Source organism: Streptomyces sp. NBC_00775, assembly GCF_036347135.1.
In the GTDB taxonomy this organism is placed as follows: domain Bacteria; phylum Actinomycetota; class Actinomycetes; order Streptomycetales; family Streptomycetaceae; genus Streptomyces; species Streptomyces lutosisoli.
This window is the reverse complement of record NZ_CP108938.1, coordinates 4,509,088-4,529,399: the sequence shown is the minus strand read 5'-3', so window position 1 is coordinate 4,529,399 and position 20,312 is coordinate 4,509,088. Positions and strand designations below refer to the sequence as shown.

The window sequence follows — 20,312 nt, the reverse complement described above, 5'->3', positions numbered from 1 at the left end:
CATGACTGATCACAGCGATCTCAGGGAACCGCCGGGTCTCGTGTGGCCGACGGCGGTGGTGCGGGACTCGTATCTGGCCGGTGAGCGGGCCGATTGCGAGGCGGAGGGGCGGAGTACGGAGTGGCTCGGCCCGGCGGGCGGCGACTTCGAGGCCTTCGTCGAGGAGAGACGCGGCGTACGGGTCCGTTGGGGCGTCCCTTCCACCGTGTTCTGGTACGTCTCCGGTGCGCACTACCTCGGCACGCTGGTCGTCCGGCACAGCCTGACACCGGAACTGGCCGAGGCCGGCGGCCATGTCGGCTACCACGTCGTCAGGCCGTGGCGCCGGCAGGGCCACGCGACGAGGATGCTCGCGGCGGGGCTCGTCGAGTGCCGCCGGCTGGGCCTCGACCGCGTCCTGCTGACCTGCGACACCGACAACGAACCGTCACACCGGGTCATCCGGTCCAACGGCGGCGTCCCCGACGGCCGGGCGCATGGCGAGGACCGCTACTGGATCAGCCTCGCCTGACGGTGGTGAGCAGGGCCGTGTGGTCCGGGCCGTCCATGCCGACGTGATGCGGGCCGTGGTGCGCGATGCCCACCAGTTCCAGGAACGCGTGCAGGTCGTGGGTGGCCGCGACGGTGGACAGCACCGTGAGGGCGAGGACCGCCGTGGTGGCGAGGGCGAGTCCGGGGCGGCGGGCGAGCGGTGGGGCGAGGAGGGCGGCGACGCGGCGGGGGACCGGGCCCGCGCCGGCGAGCGGGTTGCGGCGGCCGAGGAAGCCGCGGAAGCCGAGGGTGGCGGGGCGCACGGGTGACAGCGAACCATGCGCGGCCAGGGCCGCCTTGCCCACCGCTCGGGCCACCCGCCTGCGGTCGCCGGTGGCGCGGACGGCCTGTTCGTCGGCCCAGCGCTCCACGGTGTAGGTGACGGCGGTGGCGAGGGGGCGGAGCAGGGGGTTGGCGGCGGCGCCGAGGCCGGCGAGGGCGACGAAGGCGTAGTGGTGGGCGGCGAGATGGGCGCGCTCGTGGGCCAGCAGGATGTCGTGCTCCGACGTGTCCAGGGTGCGCAGCATGCCGGTGGAGACGACGACGCGGCCGGGCAGTCCGGGCAGCGCGTACGCGTCCGGCGTCTCGTCCTCGACGATGACCAGGCCGTCGTGCGTGGGCATGCACGCGGCGTCCCAGAAGGCGGAGGCGAGGGACCTGGTGCGGCGCCAGAGCATGCGGCCCGCGGTGAACAGCGCGCCGCCGAGCAGCAGTCCGGCGAGGAGCGCGACGGGCGGTTCGGCGGGGTCGTTGATCTGCGCGGTGCGGGCCGACCAGTGGCCGAGAGCGGCGAGGAGCGGGACGCCGGTCAGGCCGGTGATCGCCAGCAGTCCCAGGGAGATGGTGGTCGCCGTGCCGAGTATCAGCGCGCAGGCGGTGAGCAGCCAGGTGGCCAGGCGGGGTTCGCAGCGTTCGGCGAGCGGGCGCGCGCCGAACGGGACGAGCACGGACAGCAGCAGCGGGAGATAGACGGCGATGCGCATCCGGGCGGGCCCCTCTACCGGTCGTTGTCCGCGTCGGGCCCCAGCAGCTGGCGCAGCAGGTCCGCGTCCGTGTCGGACAGGCTGTCGGCGAACCGCGCCAGCACCGCCTCGCGGTCGGAGCGCTCCTCCAGGACGGTGCGCATCCGGCGGGCGGCGAACCCGGGGTCGTCGGTGACGGGCGTGTAGGCGTAGGCCCGCCCGCGCCGGGTGCGGTGGAGCAGCTGCTTGGTGTGCATGCGGGTGAGGATCGTGACCACACTGCTGTACGTCAGCTCGCCGCCGAGGAGTTCGGCGACCTCGCCCGGGGTCAGCGCGTCCTCGGCCCGCTGGAGCACCCCGAGGATCTCGGACTCCCGCTCGCCGTTGGCCCGCTTCGGGCCCCGCGCCTGTGCATCGCCGCTCATGGGGTTTGTCGTTCCCTCGCCCATCTTCTACAGTCGTGTAGAACTTCTACGGCGGTGTAAATGCTGCCGTGGTCCGAGTCTGCCATGCGCGCGTGCCCGGGGGAAAGCTTCGCCCCCTCCCGGGCGGGCGCCGGGATCAACCCCGTAATTCCGGGCGGGCACAGGAACTGCGGCGACCCCGCACCCCTGCCGCGACCGCACGTTCCACCACGCGCCGCCGCGTCCTCGCCGGCCGACCGCTCCCGTTCACCCCGCCCCGCCACGCTCCTGCCGACCGCCCGCTCCGCTTACTACGCCCCGCCGCGCCCGCACCACTTCGGAGGCTGATCTGCTGTGCCGTACCTCGACAACCCGGCGGACGGACAGCCGGGCGCGCCGTCCGCGGTGGATCTGGGCGGCCCGGGCCCCCGGCGGATCACCGTCATCTCCGCGAGCATGGGAGCCGGGCACGACGGCGCCGCGACCGAACTCACCCGCCACCTCACGGCGTTGGGCTTCCTCGTCGACCGGCACGACTTCCTCGATCTGCTGCCCGCCGGGATCGGGAAGCTGCTCTGCGGCGCCTACCTCCGGCTGCTGACCTGGGCCCCCACCGGCTATCAGCGCATCTACGCCGCCACCGAGCACGACCGGCGACCGGGCCTGGCCGTACGGCTCCTGCTGCGCGGTGCGCGCCGCCGCACCCTGGCCACCGTCACCCCCGAGACCCGCGCGGTCGTGTCGACGTACCCCGGAGCCAGTCAGGTCCTCGGCGCGCTGCGGCTGCGCGGCCGACTCGGGATACCGGCCCTGACCTATCTCACCGACTTCTCCGTCCACTCCCTGTGGGTGGCGCCCGGCATCGACGCGCATCTCGCCGCACACGCGATACCCGCCGCCCAGGCGCACGAGCAGGGCGCCACGGGCGTCACCGTGACCGGGCCCCTGACCGACCCGCGCTTCACCCCCGCCACCGAGGACGACCGGCGCGCCGCCCGCGCCCGCTTCGGCCTGCCCGAGGACGCGCCGCTGGCCCTGCTCGTCGCCGGTTCGTGGGGCGTCGGCCCGGTGCGGGAGGCCGCCGCCGAGATCCGCGACACCGGGGCCGCGCTGCCCGTCGTGGTGTGCGGACACAACCACGCCCTCGCCGAACGGCTCCGCGCGGACGGCATCACCCACGTCCACGAGTGGGTCGACGACATGCCCGGCCTCATGCACGCTTGCGACGTCCTCGTCCAGAACGCGGGCGGCCTCACCTCCCTGGAGGCGCTCGCCAGCGGCCTCCCGGTCGTCAGCTACCGCTGCATCCCCGGCCACGGCCAGACCAACGCCGCCGCGCTGGAGGAGGCGGGCCTCGCCCCCTGGATCCGCGAACCCGGCCGACTGGCGCCGACACTGACCCAACTCCTGCACGGCCCACGCCGCCAGGCCCAGCGCGCGGCCGGTCTCGCCCTGTACACCTCCGCCGCGTCCGGCCCCGCCCAGACCGTCGTGGCGATGGCCCGACGGCCGCTGTCCGTCGTACGGAAGGGGGAGCGGGGGCGTACGGTCGCGGTGCCGTCCGAGGCGCTGGGTCTCCTGGCCGCCGCCGTACCGTCCGACGAGCGGGGTCTCGCGGCCGCCGTACCGTCCAAGGCGCCGGGCCTCCCGCTCGCCGCGTTGCCCGGGCCGTCGCGCCGGCGGTCCGCCGTGCGGCGTGCGATACCGGGGCTTCCGGCCGCCGTACGGCGGCCGGCGCCGGCGCTGACCGCCGCCGTGCGGTCCGCGGCATCGGTGCTCCCGGGCGCGGTACGGGCCGCGGCGCCGGGTCGCCCCGCCGTCGTACGGTCCTCGGTGCGGGCGCCCGGCGAAACGGCGGCCGCCCGGCTCGCGGTCACGGCGCCTCGGCACAGCCGGCGGCGGATGATCCTGATGGCCGTCGCCGTGGCCGCCACCGTCTCGCTGGGTATCGGCGCCCCGCTCGCCGACGCCTACGGCGAGGCCCCCGGCCATCACCTCGGGGCGCTCACCCACTACTTGGAGGACGACGACCGATGAGGGCGGGAGAGATGGGGGCGGAAGCGATGGGGGCGGAAGCGATGGGAGGGGCGGACCGGCTCGCTCGCGCCGCGCGGTGGGCGGGGGCGGTGGCCCTGCCCGTGCTCGCCGCCGTGCACGCCGCACCGGTGATCTCCACGTTCGGCCCGCTGCGCAACCGGGCCATGCCCCGGCTCGCCGGACGCGGTCGCGCCGACCACATCGCCCTCACCTTCGACGACGGTCCCGACCCGCTGTCCACCCCGCACTTCCTGCGGCTGCTGGACGCCCGCGGTGTCCGTGCGACCTTCTTCCTCCTCGGCTCCATGCTTCACCGCGCACCGGGCCTGGCCAGGGAACTGTCCGCCGAGGGCCACGAGATCGGCATCCACGGCTGGCACCACCGGCCCCTGCTGCTGCGCGGCCCCGGTGCCACCTACGACGACATCGCCCGCGCCCACGACGCCGTCGCCGACGTCACCGGCCGACCGCCCACGCTGTTCCGGCCCCCGTACGGGGTGATGAACACCGCCGCCCATCTCGCCTGCCGCCGCCTCGGCCTGGCCCCCGTGCTGTGGACCGCCTGGGGCGAGGACTGGCGCGGACGGGCCACACCGGAGTCGGTCCACCGCACCGTCACCCGCGACCTGTCCGGCGGCGGCACCATCCTGCTCCACGACTCCGACTGCACCTCCGCCCCCGGCTCCTGGCGGACCACCCTCGCCGCCCTGCCCCGCATCCTCGACACCTGCGAGACCCACGGCTGGGGGATCGGCCCGCTGCGCGACCACGGCATCCCGGGCGCCCGCTGATCCGTGGTTCAGATGAGGTGGGCGAAGACGACCAGGTTCTCGGTGTAGTCCTTCGCGGCATGGTCGTACTCACCGGCGCAGGTGATCAGCCGGACCTCGGCGTCGGAGGTGTCGGCATACACCCGCTTGTCGGGGAAGTCGTCCTTCTCGAACGTCTCGGCACTGTCGACCACGAACGAGGCCTTGCGCCCGTCGGCCCTCTTGACGGTGAACTTGTCGCCCTTGTCCAGGTCACTGAGCTCGGCGAACACGGCGGGGGACGTCGTCGTGTCGACGTGCCCGGCGATGATCGAGGTGCCCGCCTCGCCCGGGGACACGCCCTTGGCGTACCAGCCGACCAGGTTCGTGTCGGCGGCGGGCGGCGGCTGGAGCTTGCCCGACGAGTCGATGGCGAGGTCGGTGAACGGGGCGTCCACCGAGATCTTCGGGATGAGCAGCCGCGTCGGCTTGGACCGCGGCAGAGGCATTCCCCTCTTCCCGACGGCTCGCGCGGCCGACGACGACGGCGCGGGCGCCGCCACGGTATGGGGCTTGGCGGAGGCGTCGGACGTCTCGTCCTGGCCACCGAACAGACTCAGCGCCAGGACCACGATTCCGGCGCACCACACCATCAACGGCACGCCGGGGCTAGAGCCCTGCCCCGGGGGCACGGACTTGGTTTCTGCGGGGGAGGGCAACCGGGCTGCCATCGGGCACCACCTCACTAGGACGGGGCAGCAGAGCGGGCACAGCGGGAAACAGACACAGCGGTAATCAGGAAGACAACACAGCGGGGAGAGAACAAGCAGGACGAGAACAAGCAGGACGAGAGCGAGCCGGGCCGCCGCGCGGGGCGCGGGCGGCGGCCCGGGCTGCTATGTCGTCAGGCATGGGTCAGGACACACCGCCCTCCGCGTTCCTGCGGCGCACCGCGTACGCACCGGCCGCACCGAGCGCCAGGACCGCCAGCCCACCGGCCGTGAGACCCGGCGAGGCGAGCCCGCCGCCACCCGTGTGCATGCCGCCGCTGGGCTTGCCGTAGTCGGAGTCCGAGTCGTCCTTGCCCTTGCTGTAGCCGGAGTCCGAGTCGTCCTTGCCCTTGCCGTGGTCGGAGTCCGAGGAGCCCTTGTCCTTGTAGGTCTCCGGGTCGAACTTCTTGTCACCGCCGTCGTCCTTGGACCAGTCGTCGCCCTTGATGGCGGTCAGCGCGCCGCCACCGGTGTGCATGCCACCGCTGGGCTTGCCGTGGTCGGAGTCCGAGTCGTCCTTGCCCTTGCCGTGCTCGGAGTCGTCGTCGCCCTTGCCCTTGCCGTGGTCGGAGTTGTCGTCGCCCTTGCCGTGGCCGGAGTCCGAGTCGTCCTTCTTCTCGTCGTCGCCCTTGGTCCAGTCGTCGCCGTTCACGAACGCGAGCGCGCCGCCACCGGTGTGCATGCCGCCGCTGGGCTTGCCGTGGCCGGAGTCGTCGTCGCCCTTGCCCTTGCCGTGCTCGGAGTCGTCGTCGCCCTTGCCCTTGCCGTGCTCGGAGTCGTCGTCGCCCTTGCCCTTGCCGTGGTCGGAGTCCGAGTCGTCCTTCTTCTCGTCGTCCCCCTTGGTCCAGTCGTCGCCCTTGATGGCGGTCAGCGCGCCGCCACCGGTGTGCATACCGCCGTTCGGCTTGCCGTGGTCGCTGTCCTTGTCGTGGCCGCTGTCCTTGTCGTGCTCCTTGCTGTAGGAAGAGTCATCGTCGCCACCCCAGTCGCCGGCCGTCACGGCGTGGGCGCCGGGAGCGGCGATGGCGAGGGCGGCCGTAGCCGTCGCGGTGGCGAGGAGCATGCGGGCAGATCGCATCGTCGGAGTCCTTCCGTCGTAGCCGGGCAGCTGATACCGCATCAGCTCAAGAGAACCCGACCCCGACGTGATCCACCGTCAGGCCGTCCCGCCCCGCGCACCACTCGAGCCGCGCACCTGGCGGACCACTGAAGTCACACTCACTCGGCCTCCCTTCGCTCGCCCGGGGGCCGTCAGATCCCTTCTGACCTGGTGTTTCGCCTTAGCTCAGCAGTCGCGTCCCGGGTCTGCGCCACGCCGTGGGCACAACCCGATCGGTCGCGACACGACTGCCCGCACGAGGGTGCGTCAGGTCCGCCTGGAGTAAGGGGAGTCGCCCCCCCTTCTCGAACCCTTCCGAACCTTCCCGAACTCGCGACGCGGACGGGAGCGCCGGAGGCGGTCAGGACGTGGGTCGCGGACTGCCGTCCGTCAGTTCCCGGGCGTCGAGCGGCAGTCGCAGGCCGATGCGGCGGTGCACGGTGGCGAGTTCGCTCCGCAGGGGCGAGGGCGGAACGGCCAGGACGGGGCAGCCGGCGTGCGCGACGCAGTACCGGGCGACGGAGGGGAACAGGGCGCGGCGCATCCGGCCGCGGCACCCCGCGCCGACCACCAGGAGGTCGTCGGCCTGGTCGGCGGTCACCACCAGCGCCCGCCCGGGCGAACCCCGGACGACCAGGCCCTGGAAGGGAACCCCGGGCCCCGAGTCGCCGAACGCCGCACGCAGCGCGGTGCGCAGCCGCTCGCCGGCCGCGCGCCGGAAGTCGACGACCGGGGACGCGTACATCGCGCGCCGGTGGGCGAGCTCACCGCCGGGCGGCTGCCAGGCGAGCACGGCCAGCAGCTCGGCACCGCCGCGCCGGGCCTCATGCGCGCCCCGGTGCAGCGCCGCGAGGCTCTCCAGCGAACCGCTCACCCCGGCAACGACGCGCCGCCGCTCACCCTCGCCCATCGCGTGCCCCCTGGTCGTACGCCCGTGACGATGTCCGCCTCCCATGGAAGCGGCCGAGGGGGCGGCGGACCGTGGTGCTGACGTTCGTCTGACGGTGCGGAGCCGGTTCATGACGCTCCTCTGACGCCGGGGACACGGGCGCTGACGTCGCCCTTACCCCTTCCTGGCACACTGGCTGGCCGCACCCCGCTCAAGGAGTACCGCATGTCGATGGTCGACAACCTGCGCAAAGTCGCCCGTCTGGCACGGGGGCGGGGACGCCGGGTGGACCTCAGCCACCCGGCCCGCTCCCCGCTCGGCTCCACGGTGGTCAACTGCGTCATCTACCGCGACGGCAAGCGCCAGGAGGCCGAGCCCAGCGTCGAGGAGTCCGTCGCCCGGGTTCGCGGACGCGGCGGTCGCGGCGGTCACGGCTTCGTCTGGCTGGGGCTGCACGAACCCACCGAGACGGAGTTCGCGCGGGTCGCCGAGCTGTTCGGGCTGCACCCGATCGCCGTCGAGGACGCCGTCCACGCCCACCAGCGGCCGAAGGTCGAGCAGTACGGCGACGTCCTGTTCGCCGTCTTCAAGTCGGTGACCTACGTCGAACACGCCGAACTCACCGAGACCAGCGAGGTCGTCGACACCGGCGAGATCATGGTCTTCACGGGCCCCGACTTCGTGGTGACCGTACGGCACGGACGGCACGGTTCGCTCGGCCCGCTGCGGGAGGGCCTCGAAGCCGATCCGAGCCAGCTGGCCAAGGGCCCGGCCGCGGTACTGCACGCCATCGCCGACCATGTCGTCGACGACTACCTGACCGTCACCGACGCCGTCCAGAACGACCTGGAGCAGGTGGAGGAGGACGTCTTCTCACCCCGCAGCCCCCGCAGCGCGGACGCCGGCCGCATCTACCAGCTCAAGCGCGAACTCCTGGAACTCAAGCGGGCGGTGGCACCCCTGGCCCGCCCCCTCCAGCTGCTGGCCACCGAGCCGACGCGCGCGATCGCCCCCGAGATACAGGCGTACTTCCGCGACGTCGCCGGCAACCTGGCCCGCGTCACCGAGCAGCTGGGCGCCTTCGACGCCCTGCTCGACTCCATCCTCCAGGCGCACCTCGCCCAGGTGACCGTCGCCCAGAACGAGGACATGCGGAAGATCACCGCGTGGGCCGCGATCATCGCCGTACCGACCATGGTCTGTGGCCTCTACGGCATGAACTTCGACCACATGCCCGAACTCCACTGGCGCTACGGCTACCCGCTCGCCCTCGCGGTCATCGCGACGGCCTCTTTCGTCATCCACCGAGGGTTCAAGAGGAACGGCTGGCTGTGACCTCCCGTGAGATCCGCATCCCCCTCGACGAGGTCGTCACGGTCCTCCAGGACCTGAACGAGTTCGTCGTCTCCCTCGACCGGCTCGGATCCCGCATGGCGTCCGGAACCGCCGACGAGCACACCGTCGGCACCTTCGTCCTCGACTGGGATGTCGCCCGGCGACTGTCCCGCGCCCGACGCTTCATCGACGTCGCGCTGGACGCGCAGCTGAGCGAGGAGGAGAACGCGGCCCTCGACGCCCTGTGCGAGGAGGGCCGCTTCTACGGCGACGAGAGCGAGCGTTGAGCGGGATCGGGCCGACGGGCCTGTCGGTCGGTCAGCCGGTCAGCCGGTCGGTCGGTCAGCCGTTCTTGCGGGCCACTCCGCCGTAGATGCCGATCGGCGGGGCGTCTCGCCCCGGGGGCTCGTCGGGGCGCCAGTCCGGGACCTGGACCAGGCCCGGGGCGACGAGGGTGAAGTCGCCGAAGAAGCCCTGGACCCGGTCGTGGGGGCGGAGGTTCAGGGTGGCGGTGGCCTTGTTGTAGACGGACGCCGCGTCCTCGCGCCGGTCCTCGTGGATGTCGCCCGTCGCGTGCGACAGGACGAGGTAGGAGCCGGTGGGCAGCGCGTCGCGGAGGGTGGCCACGATGCCGTCCGGGTCCTCCGCGTCGGAGAGGAAGTGCACGACGGCCACCAGCAGCAGCGCCACCGGCCGGCCGAAGTCGATGGCCTTGCGCACCTCGGGGTGGTCGAGGAGGGCGCGGGGATCGCGCAGGTCGGCCAGGACGACGGAGGTGAGGGCGGCGGTGGTGCTGCCGGTGCCGTCCATGAGGGCCGTCGCGTGGGCGCTGACGATCGGGTCGTTGTCGACGTAGACGACGCGGGTCCCGGGAGCGATGGCGTGCGCGATCTGGTGCACGTTGGGCTCGGTGGGCAGGCCCGTGCCCACGTCGAGGATCTGCCGGACACCGCCCTCCGCGACGACGTGCCGGACGGCGCGGTGCATGAAGCGGCGGTTGGCGCGGACGCCGTCCCGAACCTCCGGTGCCACCTTGATGAACTGCTCGGCGGCTGCCCGGTCGGCCTCGTAGTTGTCCTTCCCGCCGAGGAAGTAGTCGTACATCCGGGCCGGGTGGGGCTTGCTCGTGTCGATCGCCCATGGCTGGGCGTCACTGCCGCCGCTGTTGTCGCTGCCGTCGCTGCCGTCAAAACGGGGAGAGGTCATGATGCCCGGCTCCGTCCTGGACTCGTGTCGGGATCAGGGCCAGACCAGGCAGTACGGCTGATGCCCCGCCTCATGCAGACGATGGCTGAAATCCTGCCACTCGTGGAGGAGCTGGTAGACGTTGAAGGCGTCCCGGGGCCCGCCCCGGTCCGGCACGGTGGACCAGATGAAGGCGGCCGCGCCGACGGCCTCCTCGCCGATGCCGCGCAGGGGGTCCACGACGGTCATGGGGAGCTTGACCACGGCGTAGTCGGGGTGGAGGACGACCAGTTCGAGCGGGGGCACCTTGTGGAGGGGGACGCCTTCTATGCCGGTGAGGACCATCGCGGCCATCGTCTCCGGCTTGATCTTGGTGAACATGCCGTTCATGCCGAGCTCGTCGCCGCCGAGTTCCTCGGGGCGCATGGAGATCGGGACGCGGGCCGCCGTCGCTCCGTCCGGCGCGCCGAAGTATTTGTACGTCACCCCCACCCGGCCACCATTCCCGCTCCCAGCCCGCAGCCGGTCGACCGTGCGGTCGAGCCGCTCGGAGTCGCCACCCTGCGATCCTTGTGTCTGTCCGGCCCGGGTCTCGGCCGCTTCCTCCGCCTCGCGCCGGTGCTTTCCCCGCCGGGCACGCCGAGGACCGAGGTCATCGGTCCCCTCGCCCAGTCCGCCACCGCGATGCATATCTCCACCCGACTGCTTTTCTAAGGCGCGCGACCCCCGCCACGCAACCCGATCATCGTGACAGTGACCTCCCCCACGGCCGCACGCCGAAACGTGCGCTGAAACACCTGTCCGCAGGATCTTCGCGGCCTCTGAACACCCATGATTCATGTGAGCTGTCCGTACGCGGTCCCAGTTTCGCAGATGGCCGGGGAACCGCGCCCGGTTGTCGTACCGGGCATCGGTCCACCGGCCCCCGCGATGGCCGGGATCTTCCGTATGAGGAGCCGTACGTGGCGCCGGGATCGTCCGTTCACGGTCCCGTGCTCTTCCGGTCACGGCGGCGGATGCTTCCGGTCATGGTGCCGCACTCTTCCGCTCACGGTCGCCCGGAGCCGCTGGCCTACCCTGAGGAGGTCACTAGCCCCCCGGAGTCGGAGACGTCGCAGGTCATGACAGAACTGCCTTATCCCTACGAAGCCCCAGCCTCGCAGTCGCTGTTCGACCGTGCGGCGGCCGTCACACCCGGCGGCGTGAACTCTCCCGTGCGCGCCTTCCGCGCCGTGGGCGGTACGCCCCGGTTCATGGTGTCCGGTACCGGTCCGTACCTGACCGACGCTGACGGCCGTGAGTACGTGGACCTCGTCTGTTCCTGGGGGCCCATGATCCTTGGGCACTCCCACCCCGAGGTCATCGCCGCCGTCCAGGAGGCCGTCTCGCGCGGTACGTCCTTCGGTACGCCCGGTGAGGGTGAGGTCGCCCTCGCCGAGGAGATCGTCGCGCGCGTCGAGCCCGTCGAGCAGGTCCGGCTGGTCTCCAGCGGCACCGAGGCGACCATGTCCGCGATCCGGCTCGCCCGCGGCTTCACCCAGCGGGCGAAGGTGATCAAGTTCGCCGGCTGCTACCACGGGCATGTGGACTCGCTGCTCGCCGCGGCGGGCAGCGGCCTGGCCACGTTCGCCCTTCCCGACACCCCCGGCGTCACCGGAGCCCAGGCCGGCGACACCATCGTCCTTCCCTACAACGATCTCGAAGCCGTGCACGCCGCCTTCCACGCGCACCCCGGTGAGATCGCCTGTGTGATCACCGAGGCCTCGCCCGGCAACATGGGTGTGGTGCCTCCGGCGCCCGGGTTCAACCAGGGGCTCAAGGACGCCTGCGCCAAGAACGGCGCCCTCTTCATCTCCGACGAGGTCATGACGGGCTTCCGTACCAGCAAGGCCGGTTGGTACGGCATTGACGGTGTACGTCCGGATCTCATGACCTTCGGCAAGGTCATGGGCGGTGGCTTCCCCGCCGCCGCCTTCGGTGGCCGCAAGGACGTCATGGCCCATCTGGCTCCGGCGGGGCCGGTGTACCAGGCGGGCACGCTGTCGGGTAACCCCGTCGCCACCGCCGCCGGGCTCGCCCAGCTGCGGCTGCTCGACGACGCCGCGTACGCGAAGGTCGACGCGGTGTCGGAGCGGATCCGGACGCTGGTGACCGAGGCGCTCACCAAGGAGGGCGTGGCGCACCGGTTGCAGAACGCCTCCAACATGTTCTCGGTCTTCTTCACCGGGCGTCAGGTGCGCGACTACGAGGACGCGAAGGGGCAGGAGTCCTTCCGGTACACCGCGTTCTTCCACTCGATGCTGGCGCAGGGCGTGTATCTGCCGCCGTCCTCGTTCGAGTCGTGGTTCGTGTCGACGGCACACGACGAGCAGGCGGTTCAGCGGATCGCCGACGCCCTTCCGGCGGCGGCACGGGCAGCGGCGGAGGCCACGGCATGAGTGAGACCATCGACACCACCGACAACAGCGCCATCACCGTCGTCCATGTGATGCGGCACGGCGAGGTCGCCAACCCGGATGGGGTGCTGTACGGGCGGCTGCCCGGGTATCACCTGTCCGAGCTGGGGCGGCAGATGGCCGACCGGGTCGCCGAGCACCTCGCGTCGCGCGACGTCACGCATGTCGTCGCCTCGCCGCTGGAGCGGGCGCAGGAGACGGCCACCCCGATCGCCAAGGCGCACGGTCTCGACCTCGCGACGGACGGCCGGCTCATCGAGGCCGACAACGTCTTCCAGGGCAAGACCTTCGGGGTGGGCGACGGCGCGCTGCGGCGGCCGGAGAACTGGAAGCACCTCGTCAACCCGTTCAAGCCGTCGTGGGGCGAGCCGTACGTCGATCAGGTCGTACGGATGATGGGGGCGCTGGACGCGGCCAAGGACGCCGCCCGCGGGCATGAAGCGGTGCTGGTCAGCCATCAGCTGCCGATCTGGATCGTGCGGTCCTTCGTGGAGAAGCGGCGGCTGTGGCACGACCCGCGCAAGCGGCAGTGCACGCTGGCGTCCCTGACGACCTTCACCTACCGCGGCGACAAGATCGTTTCCGTGGGCTACACCGAGCCCGCCCGCGATCTCGTCCCGGCCCATCTCCTCGCGGGCGCCAAGCCGGTGAAGGGGAAGGACAAGGCGTTCGGGGCCTGAACAGGCCGCTTTCCGGACGGCGTAATGACCGGCGTAATGACCGGCGTACGCCCCGTCACAAAGCGTATGCAGTCATGCCATCCGAGCGTATCTTCGTAAAATCATATAAATCTGCGCGAGTTTGACGGAACCCCCGTCTTCATCGCGCCCTCTCATTGGGTACCAGCTGGGAGCCAGCTGAGAGGGCGCGATGAAATGGGGACCGCATGCGGGACATCAGCCGGAGGGGAATGATCGGCCTCGGGGCAGGTGCCGCGGCCACGCTGGGGCTTGCCGCGTGCGGTACCGCTCCGCTAGACGGTCCGAGCCGGGGCAGCGGTTCCCGCAGTGGCCGGCCCGGCGCCCCGAAGCACCCCGCGCGTCCCCTCGGTGACGGCTCCACCTCCTACACCGGCAAGCAGCCCCATCAGCCGAAGCGGCCCGAACCGCTGGAGCCCGGCGAGACCCCTCCGCAGTTCGTGATCTTCTCCTGGGACGGGGCCGGAGAGGTCGGGACCGGTCTCTTCGACCGCTTTCTCGAACTCGCCAATGACCACGAAGCCCACATGACGTTCTTTCTCTCCGGGCTCTATCTGCTGCCCGAGTCGAAAAAGCGCATGTACCTGCCGCCCAATAACCCCAAGGGCGCCTCGGACATCGGTTATCTCACCGACGAGCACATCAAGGCGACGCTGAAGGGCGTCCGCCAGGCCTGGCTCGACGGCCACGAGATCGGCACGCACTTCAACGGCCACTTCTGCTCCGGCTACGGCACGGTCGCCAACTGGACGCCCGCGCAATGGCGCAGTGAGATCGACCAGGCGAAATCCTTCGTGAAGGAGTGGCGCACCAACACGGGCTGGACCGACATGCCCGCGCTGCCCTTCGACTACGAGAAGGAACTCATCGGCGGCCGCACCCCGTGTCTGCTCGGCCAGAACAACCTGCTGCCCACCGCCAAGGAACTCGGCTGGCGCTACGACGCCTCCTCGCCCGGCGGCCGCCAGCGCTGGCCGCAGAAGAACCAGGGCGTGTGGGACCTGCCGCTCCAGGCGATGCCGTTCCCCGGGCACTCCTTCGAGGTGCTCTCGATGGACTACAACATCCTCGCCAACCAGTCGATCAACACGACCAGGGCGCCCTCGTACAACTACCCGGCCTGGCGCACCCAGGCGACCCAGTCCTATATCGCCGGGTTCAAGAGGGCGTACGAGACAAATCGCGCACCCTTCTTCATCGGCAACCACTTCGAGCAGTGGAACGGCGGCATCTACATGGACGCCGTCGAGGAAGCGTTCAAGCACATCGCGCGCGAGAAGGAGAAGGGTGCCGACGTACGCCTTGTCTCCTTCCGGCAGTTCGTGGACTGGCTGGATGTGCAGAAGCCCGAGGTGCTGACCAGGCTTCAGTCGATGGACGTGGGGCAGGAACCGGCCGGCGGCTGGAAGTCCTACCTGGGTGGACAGGCCGCCTGAGCCCCCGGTGGGCAGGCCGCCTGATATGCGGGTTTCCGCCCGCAAGGGGGGTGCGGAAGATCCCCGAAACGGGCATGCGAAACTTTTCACATGAGTGCCGCCTGCCGCGCCGACCAGCGCCCGAACCGCACCTCTCGTAGCCGCGCCGCCCTGCTCACCGCCGGGGCCGCCGTCGCGGCGCTCGTCCTGTCCGCGTGTGGTTCCGGGGGAACCTCCGGAGGCGCGGGCAACACCAACTTCATCGCCGGCAAGAACGGCATCGACACCGCCGCCAAGAGCGAGCGGGACGCCGTCCCCGACCTCTCCGGCAAGACCATCGACGGCAAGCAGCTCGATGTCGCCGACTACAAGGGCAAGGTCGTCGTCGTCAACGTCTGGGGCTCCTGGTGCGGGCCGTGCCGCGCCGAGGCCAAGAACCTCGAGAGGGTCTACCAGGACACCAAGGACCAGGGCGTGCAGTTCGTCGGGATCAACACCCGCGACACCAGCACCAGTCCGGCCCAGGCGTTCGAGAAGGAGTTCGGGGTCACCTACCCGAGCCTGTACGACCCGACGGGCAAGCTGATGCTCCGCTTCAAGAAGGGCACGCTGAACCCGCAGCTGATCCCCTCCACGCTCATCATCGACCGGAACGGCAAGGTCGCCGCCCGGACGCTGCAGGCGCTCAGCGAGGAGACCCTGCGCAAGATGCTCAACCCCGTCCTCGCGGAGAAGTGACCTGACGTGTCCCTTCTCGCCATGACCCTGGCCGAGTCCACCGGCAGGAACGAGACGGTCTACAGCGGCGCGCTGCTGATCGCCCTGCCGATCGCGATGCTCGGCGGACTCGTCTCCTTCTTCTCGCCGTGCGTGCTGCCGCTGGTACCCGGCTACCTCTCGTACGTCACCGGGGTCAGCGGCACCGATCTGGCCGAGGCCAGACGGGGGCGGATGGCGGCGGGCGCCAGCCTGTTCGTGCTCGGCTTCACCGTCGTGTTCGTCTCCGGCGGGGCGCTCTTCGGGTACTTCGGCTCGACCCTGCACGAGCACCAGGAGAGCCTGTCCAAGGTGCTCGGCGGGCTCATGATCCTCATGGGCGTCTTCTTCATGGGGCTGATGCCCTGGCTCACCCAGCGCGAATTCCGCTTCCACAAGCGGCCGGTGGCCGGACTCGCGGGCGCTCCGATACTCGGCGCGCTCTTCGGGATCGGCTGGACCCCCTGCATCGGCCCGACCCTCGCCTCCGTGCAGGGTCTCGCGATGACCCAGGCGGGCGCCGGGCGAGGGGCCATACTGACCGTCGCGTACTGCCTCGGTCTCGGCATCCCCTTCGTCCTCGCCGCGGTCGCCTTCCGCAAGGCGCTCGGCGCCTTCGGCTGGGTCAAGCGCCACTACACGTGGGTGATGCGGATCGGCGGCGGCATGATGATCGCGACCGGCCTGCTGCTGCTGACCGGTGCGTGGGACAGCATCGTGCAGGAGATGCAGACCTGGTCCGACGGCTTCACGGTAGGGATCTGATCCATGAGCACGACTGACACCGGCCGGACGACGGACGGCGCCGACGAGACGGCGGACGACGCCGGCCGGGCGACGGAACCGGCGGCGGCCCCCAAGCGGCACGTCGGCGTGAGCGCCGACGGCGAACTCGGCGAAGCCGGTTCGCAGCTCTCCACCGCGCCGGTGGACACCGCGATGCCCGGATCCTTCGGCGGTGTCCGGGCCCCCGGTGCCAAGGGATGGATCGCCTGGACCGGGCGTGAGGTCATCGGCTGGGCCCGCTGGTTCTGGCGGCAGCTCACCTCCATGCGGGTCGCGCTGATCCTGCTCTTCCTGCTGTCGCTCGGCGCGATCCCCGGCTCGCTGATCCCGCAGTCCGGGACCGACGCCCAGAAGGTGGCGGACTTCAAGGACGCGCACAGCCTGCTGGGGCCGGTCTACGACAAGCTCGGGCTGTTCCACGTCTACAGCTCGGTGTGGTTCTCGGCGATCTACATCCTTCTCTTCGTCTCGCTCATCGGCTGCATCGTGCCCCGCACCTGGCAGTTCGTGGGGCAGCTGCGCGGCCGTCCGCCGGGCGCCCCGAAGCGGCTGACCCGGCTGCCCGCGTACGCGACCTGGCGCACCGACGCCGCGCCCGAGCAGGTCCGTGAGGCCGCCCTCAAGGTGCTCAAGCAGCGCCGCTTCCGGGCGCATGTCGCCGGGGACGCCGTCGCCGCCGAGAAGGGCTACCTGCGCGAGACCGGCAACCTGCTCTTCCACATCGCGCTGATCGTGATGCTCGTCGCCTTCGCCTGGGGCCAGCTCTTCAAGTCCGAGGGCAACAAGCTGATCGTCGAGGGCGGCGGCTTCTCCAATACGCTGTCGCAGTACGACGACTTCAAGTCGGGCAACCTCTTCAGCAACGACGACCTCACGCCGTTCAGCTTCCACCTCAAGAAGTTCACCGCCACGTACGAGCGGACCGGCCCCAACAAGGGCACCCCGCGCACCTTCCAGGCCGACATCACCTACAGCGTGGGCGCCTACGGCAAGGGCAAGAAGACCACCGTCAAGGTCAACGAGCCGCTCAAGATCGGCGACTCGAAGGTCTACCTCGTCAGCCACGGCTACGCGCCCGTCGTCACCGTCCGCGACGGCAAGGGCAACGTCGTCTTCCATGAGGCCGTGCCCATGCTGCCGCTCGACGCGAACGTCACCTCGCAGGGCGCGATCAAGGTCATGGACGGCTACAAGAACGGGCAGGGGCGCAGCGAACAGCTCGGCTTCTCCGCCTTCTTCGTGCCGACCTTCGCGGGTGCGGGCAAGGGCACGATGTTCTCCCAGTTCCCCGCGCTCGACTTCCCCGTGCTCGCGCTGTCCGGCTTCCACGGCAGCCTGGGGGTCAACTCGGGCATTCCGCAGAACGTGTACCAACTCGACACCTCCAACATGAAGCAGTTCAAGGACTCGAAGGGCGACATCCTCAAGAAGAGGCTGCTGCCCGGCGAGACCATGAAGCTGCCGAACGGCGCCGGCTCGATCACCTTCGAGAAGGACATCAAGGAGTGGGCCGGCTTCCAGATCACCCAGCAGCCCGGCAGTGACTGGGCGCTGGCCGGGGCCTTCACCGCGATCTTCGGTCTCGCCGGGTCGCTCTTCATCCAGCGCCGCCGCGTCTGGGTGCGGGCCACCACCGGCGCCGACGGTGTCACCGTCGTCGAGATGGCGGGCCTGGGCCGCAGCGAGTCGGCGAAGCTGCCCGAGGAACTCGGCGACCTGGCCGCGCTGGTGCACGAGCAGGCGCCGACCAAGTCCGACGAAGCCGAAGCCGCAGACGGCGCAACAGCCGCAGACGTAGACGCAACAGACGAAGACGAACCGCACCCCGACGCCGAACCCCCCGTACCTGCCGAAGGGGCTGAGAAGTGACTCTCGCCACCGCAACCGAACTGGCCACGGCCACCAACGAACACCTCGCCAATATCAGCAACACGCTGATCTACTCCGCGATGGCCGTCTACATGCTGGCGTTCTTCGCGTACATCGCCGAGTGGCTCTTCGGCAGCCGCAGCAAGGTCGCCCGCACGGCCAACGCGCTCACCGCGCAGAACGACAAGAGCGCGAAGGCCAAGGCGGCTCCCGCTGTCACGGTGAAGAAGGCGGGCGGCACCACCGTCCTGGAGCGGCCGCAGGTCGTCACCCGGTCCGCGGTCGGCGCCCGTGACGTGCCCGACGGGCCCGGTGCGCACGGCGGGGACGAGCAGGGCGACCTCTACGGCCGTATCGCCGTGTCCCTCACCGTGCTCGCGTGGGCCGTCGAGGCGGCGGGTGTGGTGGCCCGCGCCACGTCGGTGCGGCGTGCCCCGTGGGGCAATATGTACGAGTTCAACATCACCTTCTCCACCGTCGCCGTCGCCGTGTACATCGTGCTGCTCGCGCTGAAGAAGAACGTCCGCTGGATCGGCCTCCCCCTGGTCACCACGGTCCTCCTCGATCTCGGTCTCGCCGTCACTGTCTTGTACACCGCGAGCGACCAATTGGTTCCCGCGCTCCACTCGTACTGGCTGTACATCCACGTCTCGACGGCGATCATCTGCGGCGCGGTCTTCTACGTGGGCGCGGTCGGCACCCTGATGTACCTGTTCAAGGACTCGTACGAGAACAAGCTCGTGAACGGTGGCCAGCCCGGCCGCTTCGCGACCTCCGTCATGGAGCGGCTGCCCTCGGCGGCCTCGCTCGACAAGTTCTCGTACCGGGTGAACGCCGCCGTCTTCCCGCTGTGGACCTTCACGATCATCGCGGGCGCGATCTGGGCGGGCGACGCCTGGGGCCGCTACTGGGGCTGGGACCCCAAGGAGACCTGGGCGTTCATCACGTGGGTCGCCTACGCCTGCTATCTGCACGCCCGCGCGACGGCCGGCTGGAAGGGACGCAAGGCGGCCTACATCGCGCTGATCGCCTTTGCCTGCTTCCTCTTCAACTACTACGGGGTCAACATCTTCGTGAGCGGCAAGCACTCGTACGCGGGTGTCTAGCCGGTAAGTCCTTCTCGGCCGAGGCCGGTTCCTGTGACGTGGGTCATGGGAACCGGCCTTCGTCGTACGGCGCCACGCGGCTGCGGCCCGCCATCGCCGTGGCCGCGGTCGCCGCCGTGGCCGCGACGGTCGTCCAGTTCGTCTACATCGAGAGCAAGGTCGGCTACTCCACGCAGGAGGAGGGCAAGCCGGCCCGGCTCGACCCGATCCACCAGCGGGAGATCTGGCTGTCGGTGGACGGCACGCGCTGGGGTCTGCTGGAAGAGGACCGCGACAGACTCGGCCACGTCAAGCTGGAGCCCAGCACCCCCGGCGTCCCCAGCAACACCGACTACCGCAACCTCCAGACCCTGCCGACCGACCCCGACAGGATGCTGGAGTGGCTGCACAAGAACAGCCACGGCGGCAAGAGCGAGGACCAGAACACCTTCGTGCTCGTCGGCGACCTGGTGGGCGAGTCGCTGCTGCCGCCGGACGTCGCCGCGGCCCTGTTCCGGGCGGCGGCGAAGATCCCCGGGGTCGTCGTGGTCCCGGACTCCGTGGACGCGGCGGGCCGGCACGGCGTGGCCGTCGCGCGGGTGGACAGCGGGGAGCGCGAGGAGCTGATCTTCGACAAGAAGACGAAGGAATACCTCGGCGAGCGTATGTCGCCGTCGAGGACCGGCCCGCCGGCTTCAAGAAGGGACAGACCACCGGATCCAGCGCCGTCCTGAAGCGGGAGATCGTCGACAAGGCGGGGCAGCGGCCCTGAGCGGTCCGCTCCCTCACTTGTAAAGGAGCAGGTCAGCGGCCTTATCGGGTGCGGAACGCCCCGCCACGCGCCACGCTGGTGTCATGACCCGACCCATCGATCGACCACCCATCGAAGAGGGCGCCACCGAGACCCGGGGGGACGCGCGGGTCCTGCACTACCTGCTGCGCTTTCCCCAGCCTGTGGAGAAGGTCTGGAAGGCGCTGGCCACCCCCGAAGGCCTGCGGGGGTGGCTGGCCACCGCCGAGGTCTTCGAGCCGCGGCTCGGCGGGGCCGTCACCCTGCACGGGCTGGGCAGCGGGCGGATCACCGCCTGGGACGTGGAGCGCGTCGCCGAGTACACCGTGGAGGAGCGCGGTCGGGTCCGGTTCCATCTGGAGCGCGGGGCGCCGGACGGCACCGGGACCACGGTCCGCTTCACGCACGAGCTGGAGGAGGAGCGGGAGCCGCCGTGGCGGGCCCGGTTCGAGCGGCTCCTGGCCGCACTCGGAGGCTAGGACGGCGGCGGCTCCCG

At 70.8% G+C, this 20,312-nt stretch carries 21 protein-coding genes; 14 read left to right on the top strand and 7 right to left on the bottom strand.

Features of this window, described 5'->3' with window-relative positions:
- The first annotated feature begins 1 nt into the window (after nucleotide 1).
- The gene (locus OIC96_RS20185; protein ID WP_330306503.1) at nucleotides 2-511 is read left to right on the top strand and encodes a GNAT family N-acetyltransferase; all 510 of its coding nucleotides are present in this window, start codon (nucleotides 2-4) and stop codon (nucleotides 509-511) included.
- Here OIC96_RS20185 and OIC96_RS20180 read toward each other — a convergent pair.
- Both OIC96_RS20180 and OIC96_RS20175 read right to left on the bottom strand, forming a co-directional pair.
- Entirely contained in the window at nucleotides 498-1,514 is a 1,017-nt protein-coding gene (locus OIC96_RS20180; RefSeq protein WP_330306504.1) for a M56 family metallopeptidase, read from the bottom strand. The two genes, OIC96_RS20185 and OIC96_RS20180, sit on opposite strands and share 14 nt — an antisense overlap.
- A 14-nt stretch (nucleotides 1,515-1,528) precedes the next feature.
- Nucleotides 1,529-1,918: a BlaI/MecI/CopY family transcriptional regulator gene (locus tag OIC96_RS20175; RefSeq protein ID WP_330306505.1), complete on the bottom strand. Its 390-nt coding sequence runs from the start codon at nucleotides 1,916-1,918 to the stop codon at nucleotides 1,529-1,531.
- 333 nt (nucleotides 1,919-2,251) lie between these two features.
- Between OIC96_RS20175 and OIC96_RS20170 the strand changes: the two genes are divergently transcribed.
- Together OIC96_RS20170 and OIC96_RS20165 are read left to right on the top strand one after the other, a co-directional pair.
- Nucleotides 2,252-3,934, top strand: coding sequence for an MGDG synthase family glycosyltransferase (locus OIC96_RS20170; protein WP_330306506.1), 1,683 nt, complete (start codon nucleotides 2,252-2,254; stop codon nucleotides 3,932-3,934).
- Nucleotides 3,931-4,725 carry a polysaccharide deacetylase family protein gene (locus OIC96_RS20165; protein ID WP_330306507.1) on the top strand — a complete coding sequence of 265 codons (795 nt, stop codon included), beginning with the start codon at nucleotides 3,931-3,933 and terminating at the stop codon, nucleotides 4,723-4,725. Before OIC96_RS20170 ends, OIC96_RS20165 begins: the two co-directional genes overlap by 4 nt.
- Nucleotides 4,726-4,733: 8 nt before the next feature.
- Here the strand turns inward: OIC96_RS20165 and OIC96_RS20160 are convergent, their stop codons facing one another.
- The 3 genes from OIC96_RS20160 to OIC96_RS20150 form a co-directional block, all read right to left on the bottom strand.
- Nucleotides 4,734-5,414 (bottom strand): class F sortase, encoded by a 681-nt coding sequence (locus OIC96_RS20160; RefSeq protein ID WP_406501905.1) that lies wholly within the window; start codon nucleotides 5,412-5,414, stop codon nucleotides 4,734-4,736.
- A 184-nt stretch (nucleotides 5,415-5,598) separates the two neighbouring features.
- The gene (locus OIC96_RS20155; RefSeq protein WP_330306508.1) at nucleotides 5,599-6,531 is read right to left on the bottom strand and encodes a hypothetical protein; all 933 of its coding nucleotides are present in this window, start codon (nucleotides 6,529-6,531) and stop codon (nucleotides 5,599-5,601) included.
- Nucleotides 6,532-6,913: 382 nt separating this feature from the next.
- Nucleotides 6,914-7,462: a universal stress protein gene (locus OIC96_RS20150; RefSeq protein ID WP_330306509.1), complete on the bottom strand. Its 549-nt coding sequence runs from the start codon at nucleotides 7,460-7,462 to the stop codon at nucleotides 6,914-6,916.
- Nucleotides 7,463-7,666: 204 nt separating this feature from the next.
- Between OIC96_RS20150 and OIC96_RS20145 the strand changes: the two genes are divergently transcribed.
- Nucleotides 7,667-8,776 carry a magnesium and cobalt transport protein CorA gene (locus tag OIC96_RS20145; RefSeq protein WP_330306510.1) on the top strand — a complete coding sequence of 370 codons (1,110 nt, stop codon included), beginning with the start codon at nucleotides 7,667-7,669 and terminating at the stop codon, nucleotides 8,774-8,776.
- Entirely contained in the window at nucleotides 8,773-9,063 is a 291-nt protein-coding gene (locus OIC96_RS20140) for a hypothetical protein (RefSeq protein WP_330306511.1), read from the top strand. The genes OIC96_RS20145 and OIC96_RS20140 overlap by 4 nt, the downstream gene beginning before the upstream one ends.
- A 55-nt stretch (nucleotides 9,064-9,118) precedes the next feature.
- Here the strand turns inward: OIC96_RS20140 and OIC96_RS20135 are convergent, their stop codons facing one another.
- Together OIC96_RS20135 and OIC96_RS20130 are read right to left on the bottom strand one after the other, a co-directional pair.
- The gene (locus OIC96_RS20135; protein ID WP_330306512.1) at nucleotides 9,119-9,982 is read right to left on the bottom strand and encodes an SAM-dependent methyltransferase; all 864 of its coding nucleotides are present in this window, start codon (nucleotides 9,980-9,982) and stop codon (nucleotides 9,119-9,121) included.
- Nucleotides 9,983-10,015: 33 nt separating this feature from the next.
- Nucleotides 10,016-10,651, bottom strand: a complete 636-nt coding sequence (locus tag OIC96_RS20130; RefSeq protein ID WP_330306513.1) for a hypothetical protein — start codon at nucleotides 10,649-10,651, stop codon at nucleotides 10,016-10,018.
- Between the two features lie 431 nt (nucleotides 10,652-11,082).
- On the opposite strand from OIC96_RS20130, the gene hemL reads away from it, so the two are divergent.
- The 9 genes from hemL (at nucleotide 11,083) to OIC96_RS20085 (ending at nucleotide 20,295) form a co-directional block, all read left to right on the top strand.
- A complete protein-coding gene (gene hemL, locus OIC96_RS20125; protein ID WP_330306514.1) occupies nucleotides 11,083-12,399 on the top strand; it encodes a glutamate-1-semialdehyde 2,1-aminomutase in 1,317 nt (438 codons plus the stop codon).
- Nucleotides 12,396-13,097 (top strand): histidine phosphatase family protein, encoded by a 702-nt coding sequence (locus OIC96_RS20120; protein WP_330306515.1) that lies wholly within the window; start codon nucleotides 12,396-12,398, stop codon nucleotides 13,095-13,097. The genes hemL and OIC96_RS20120 overlap by 4 nt, the downstream gene beginning before the upstream one ends.
- A 206-nt stretch (nucleotides 13,098-13,303) precedes the next feature.
- Complete coding sequence (locus OIC96_RS20115) at nucleotides 13,304-14,551, top strand: hypothetical protein (RefSeq protein ID WP_330306516.1); 1,248 nt, start codon at nucleotides 13,304-13,306, stop codon at nucleotides 14,549-14,551.
- A 90-nt stretch (nucleotides 14,552-14,641) separates the two neighbouring features.
- Complete coding sequence (locus OIC96_RS20110) at nucleotides 14,642-15,268, top strand: TlpA family protein disulfide reductase (RefSeq protein WP_330306517.1); 627 nt, start codon at nucleotides 14,642-14,644, stop codon at nucleotides 15,266-15,268.
- 21 nt (nucleotides 15,269-15,289) lie between these two features.
- Nucleotides 15,290-16,051 carry a cytochrome c biogenesis CcdA family protein gene (locus OIC96_RS20105; protein WP_330310236.1) on the top strand — a complete coding sequence of 254 codons (762 nt, stop codon included), beginning with the start codon at nucleotides 15,290-15,292 and terminating at the stop codon, nucleotides 16,049-16,051.
- A 3-nt stretch (nucleotides 16,052-16,054) separates the two neighbouring features.
- Nucleotides 16,055-17,941 carry a cytochrome c biogenesis protein ResB gene (gene resB, locus OIC96_RS20100; RefSeq protein ID WP_330306518.1) on the top strand — a complete coding sequence of 629 codons (1,887 nt, stop codon included), beginning with the start codon at nucleotides 16,055-16,057 and terminating at the stop codon, nucleotides 17,939-17,941.
- The gene (gene ccsB, locus OIC96_RS20095) at nucleotides 17,938-19,047 is read left to right on the top strand and encodes a c-type cytochrome biogenesis protein CcsB (protein WP_330306519.1); all 1,110 of its coding nucleotides are present in this window, start codon (nucleotides 17,938-17,940) and stop codon (nucleotides 19,045-19,047) included. Before resB ends, ccsB begins: the two co-directional genes overlap by 4 nt.
- Nucleotides 19,048-19,085: 38 nt before the next feature.
- Nucleotides 19,086-19,760, top strand: coding sequence for a CU044_5270 family protein (locus OIC96_RS20090; RefSeq protein ID WP_330306520.1), 675 nt, complete (start codon nucleotides 19,086-19,088; stop codon nucleotides 19,758-19,760).
- 121 nt (nucleotides 19,761-19,881) lie between these two features.
- Entirely contained in the window at nucleotides 19,882-20,295 is a 414-nt protein-coding gene (locus tag OIC96_RS20085) for an SRPBCC domain-containing protein (protein ID WP_330306521.1), read from the top strand.
- Nucleotides 20,296-20,312: the final 17 nt, after the last annotated feature.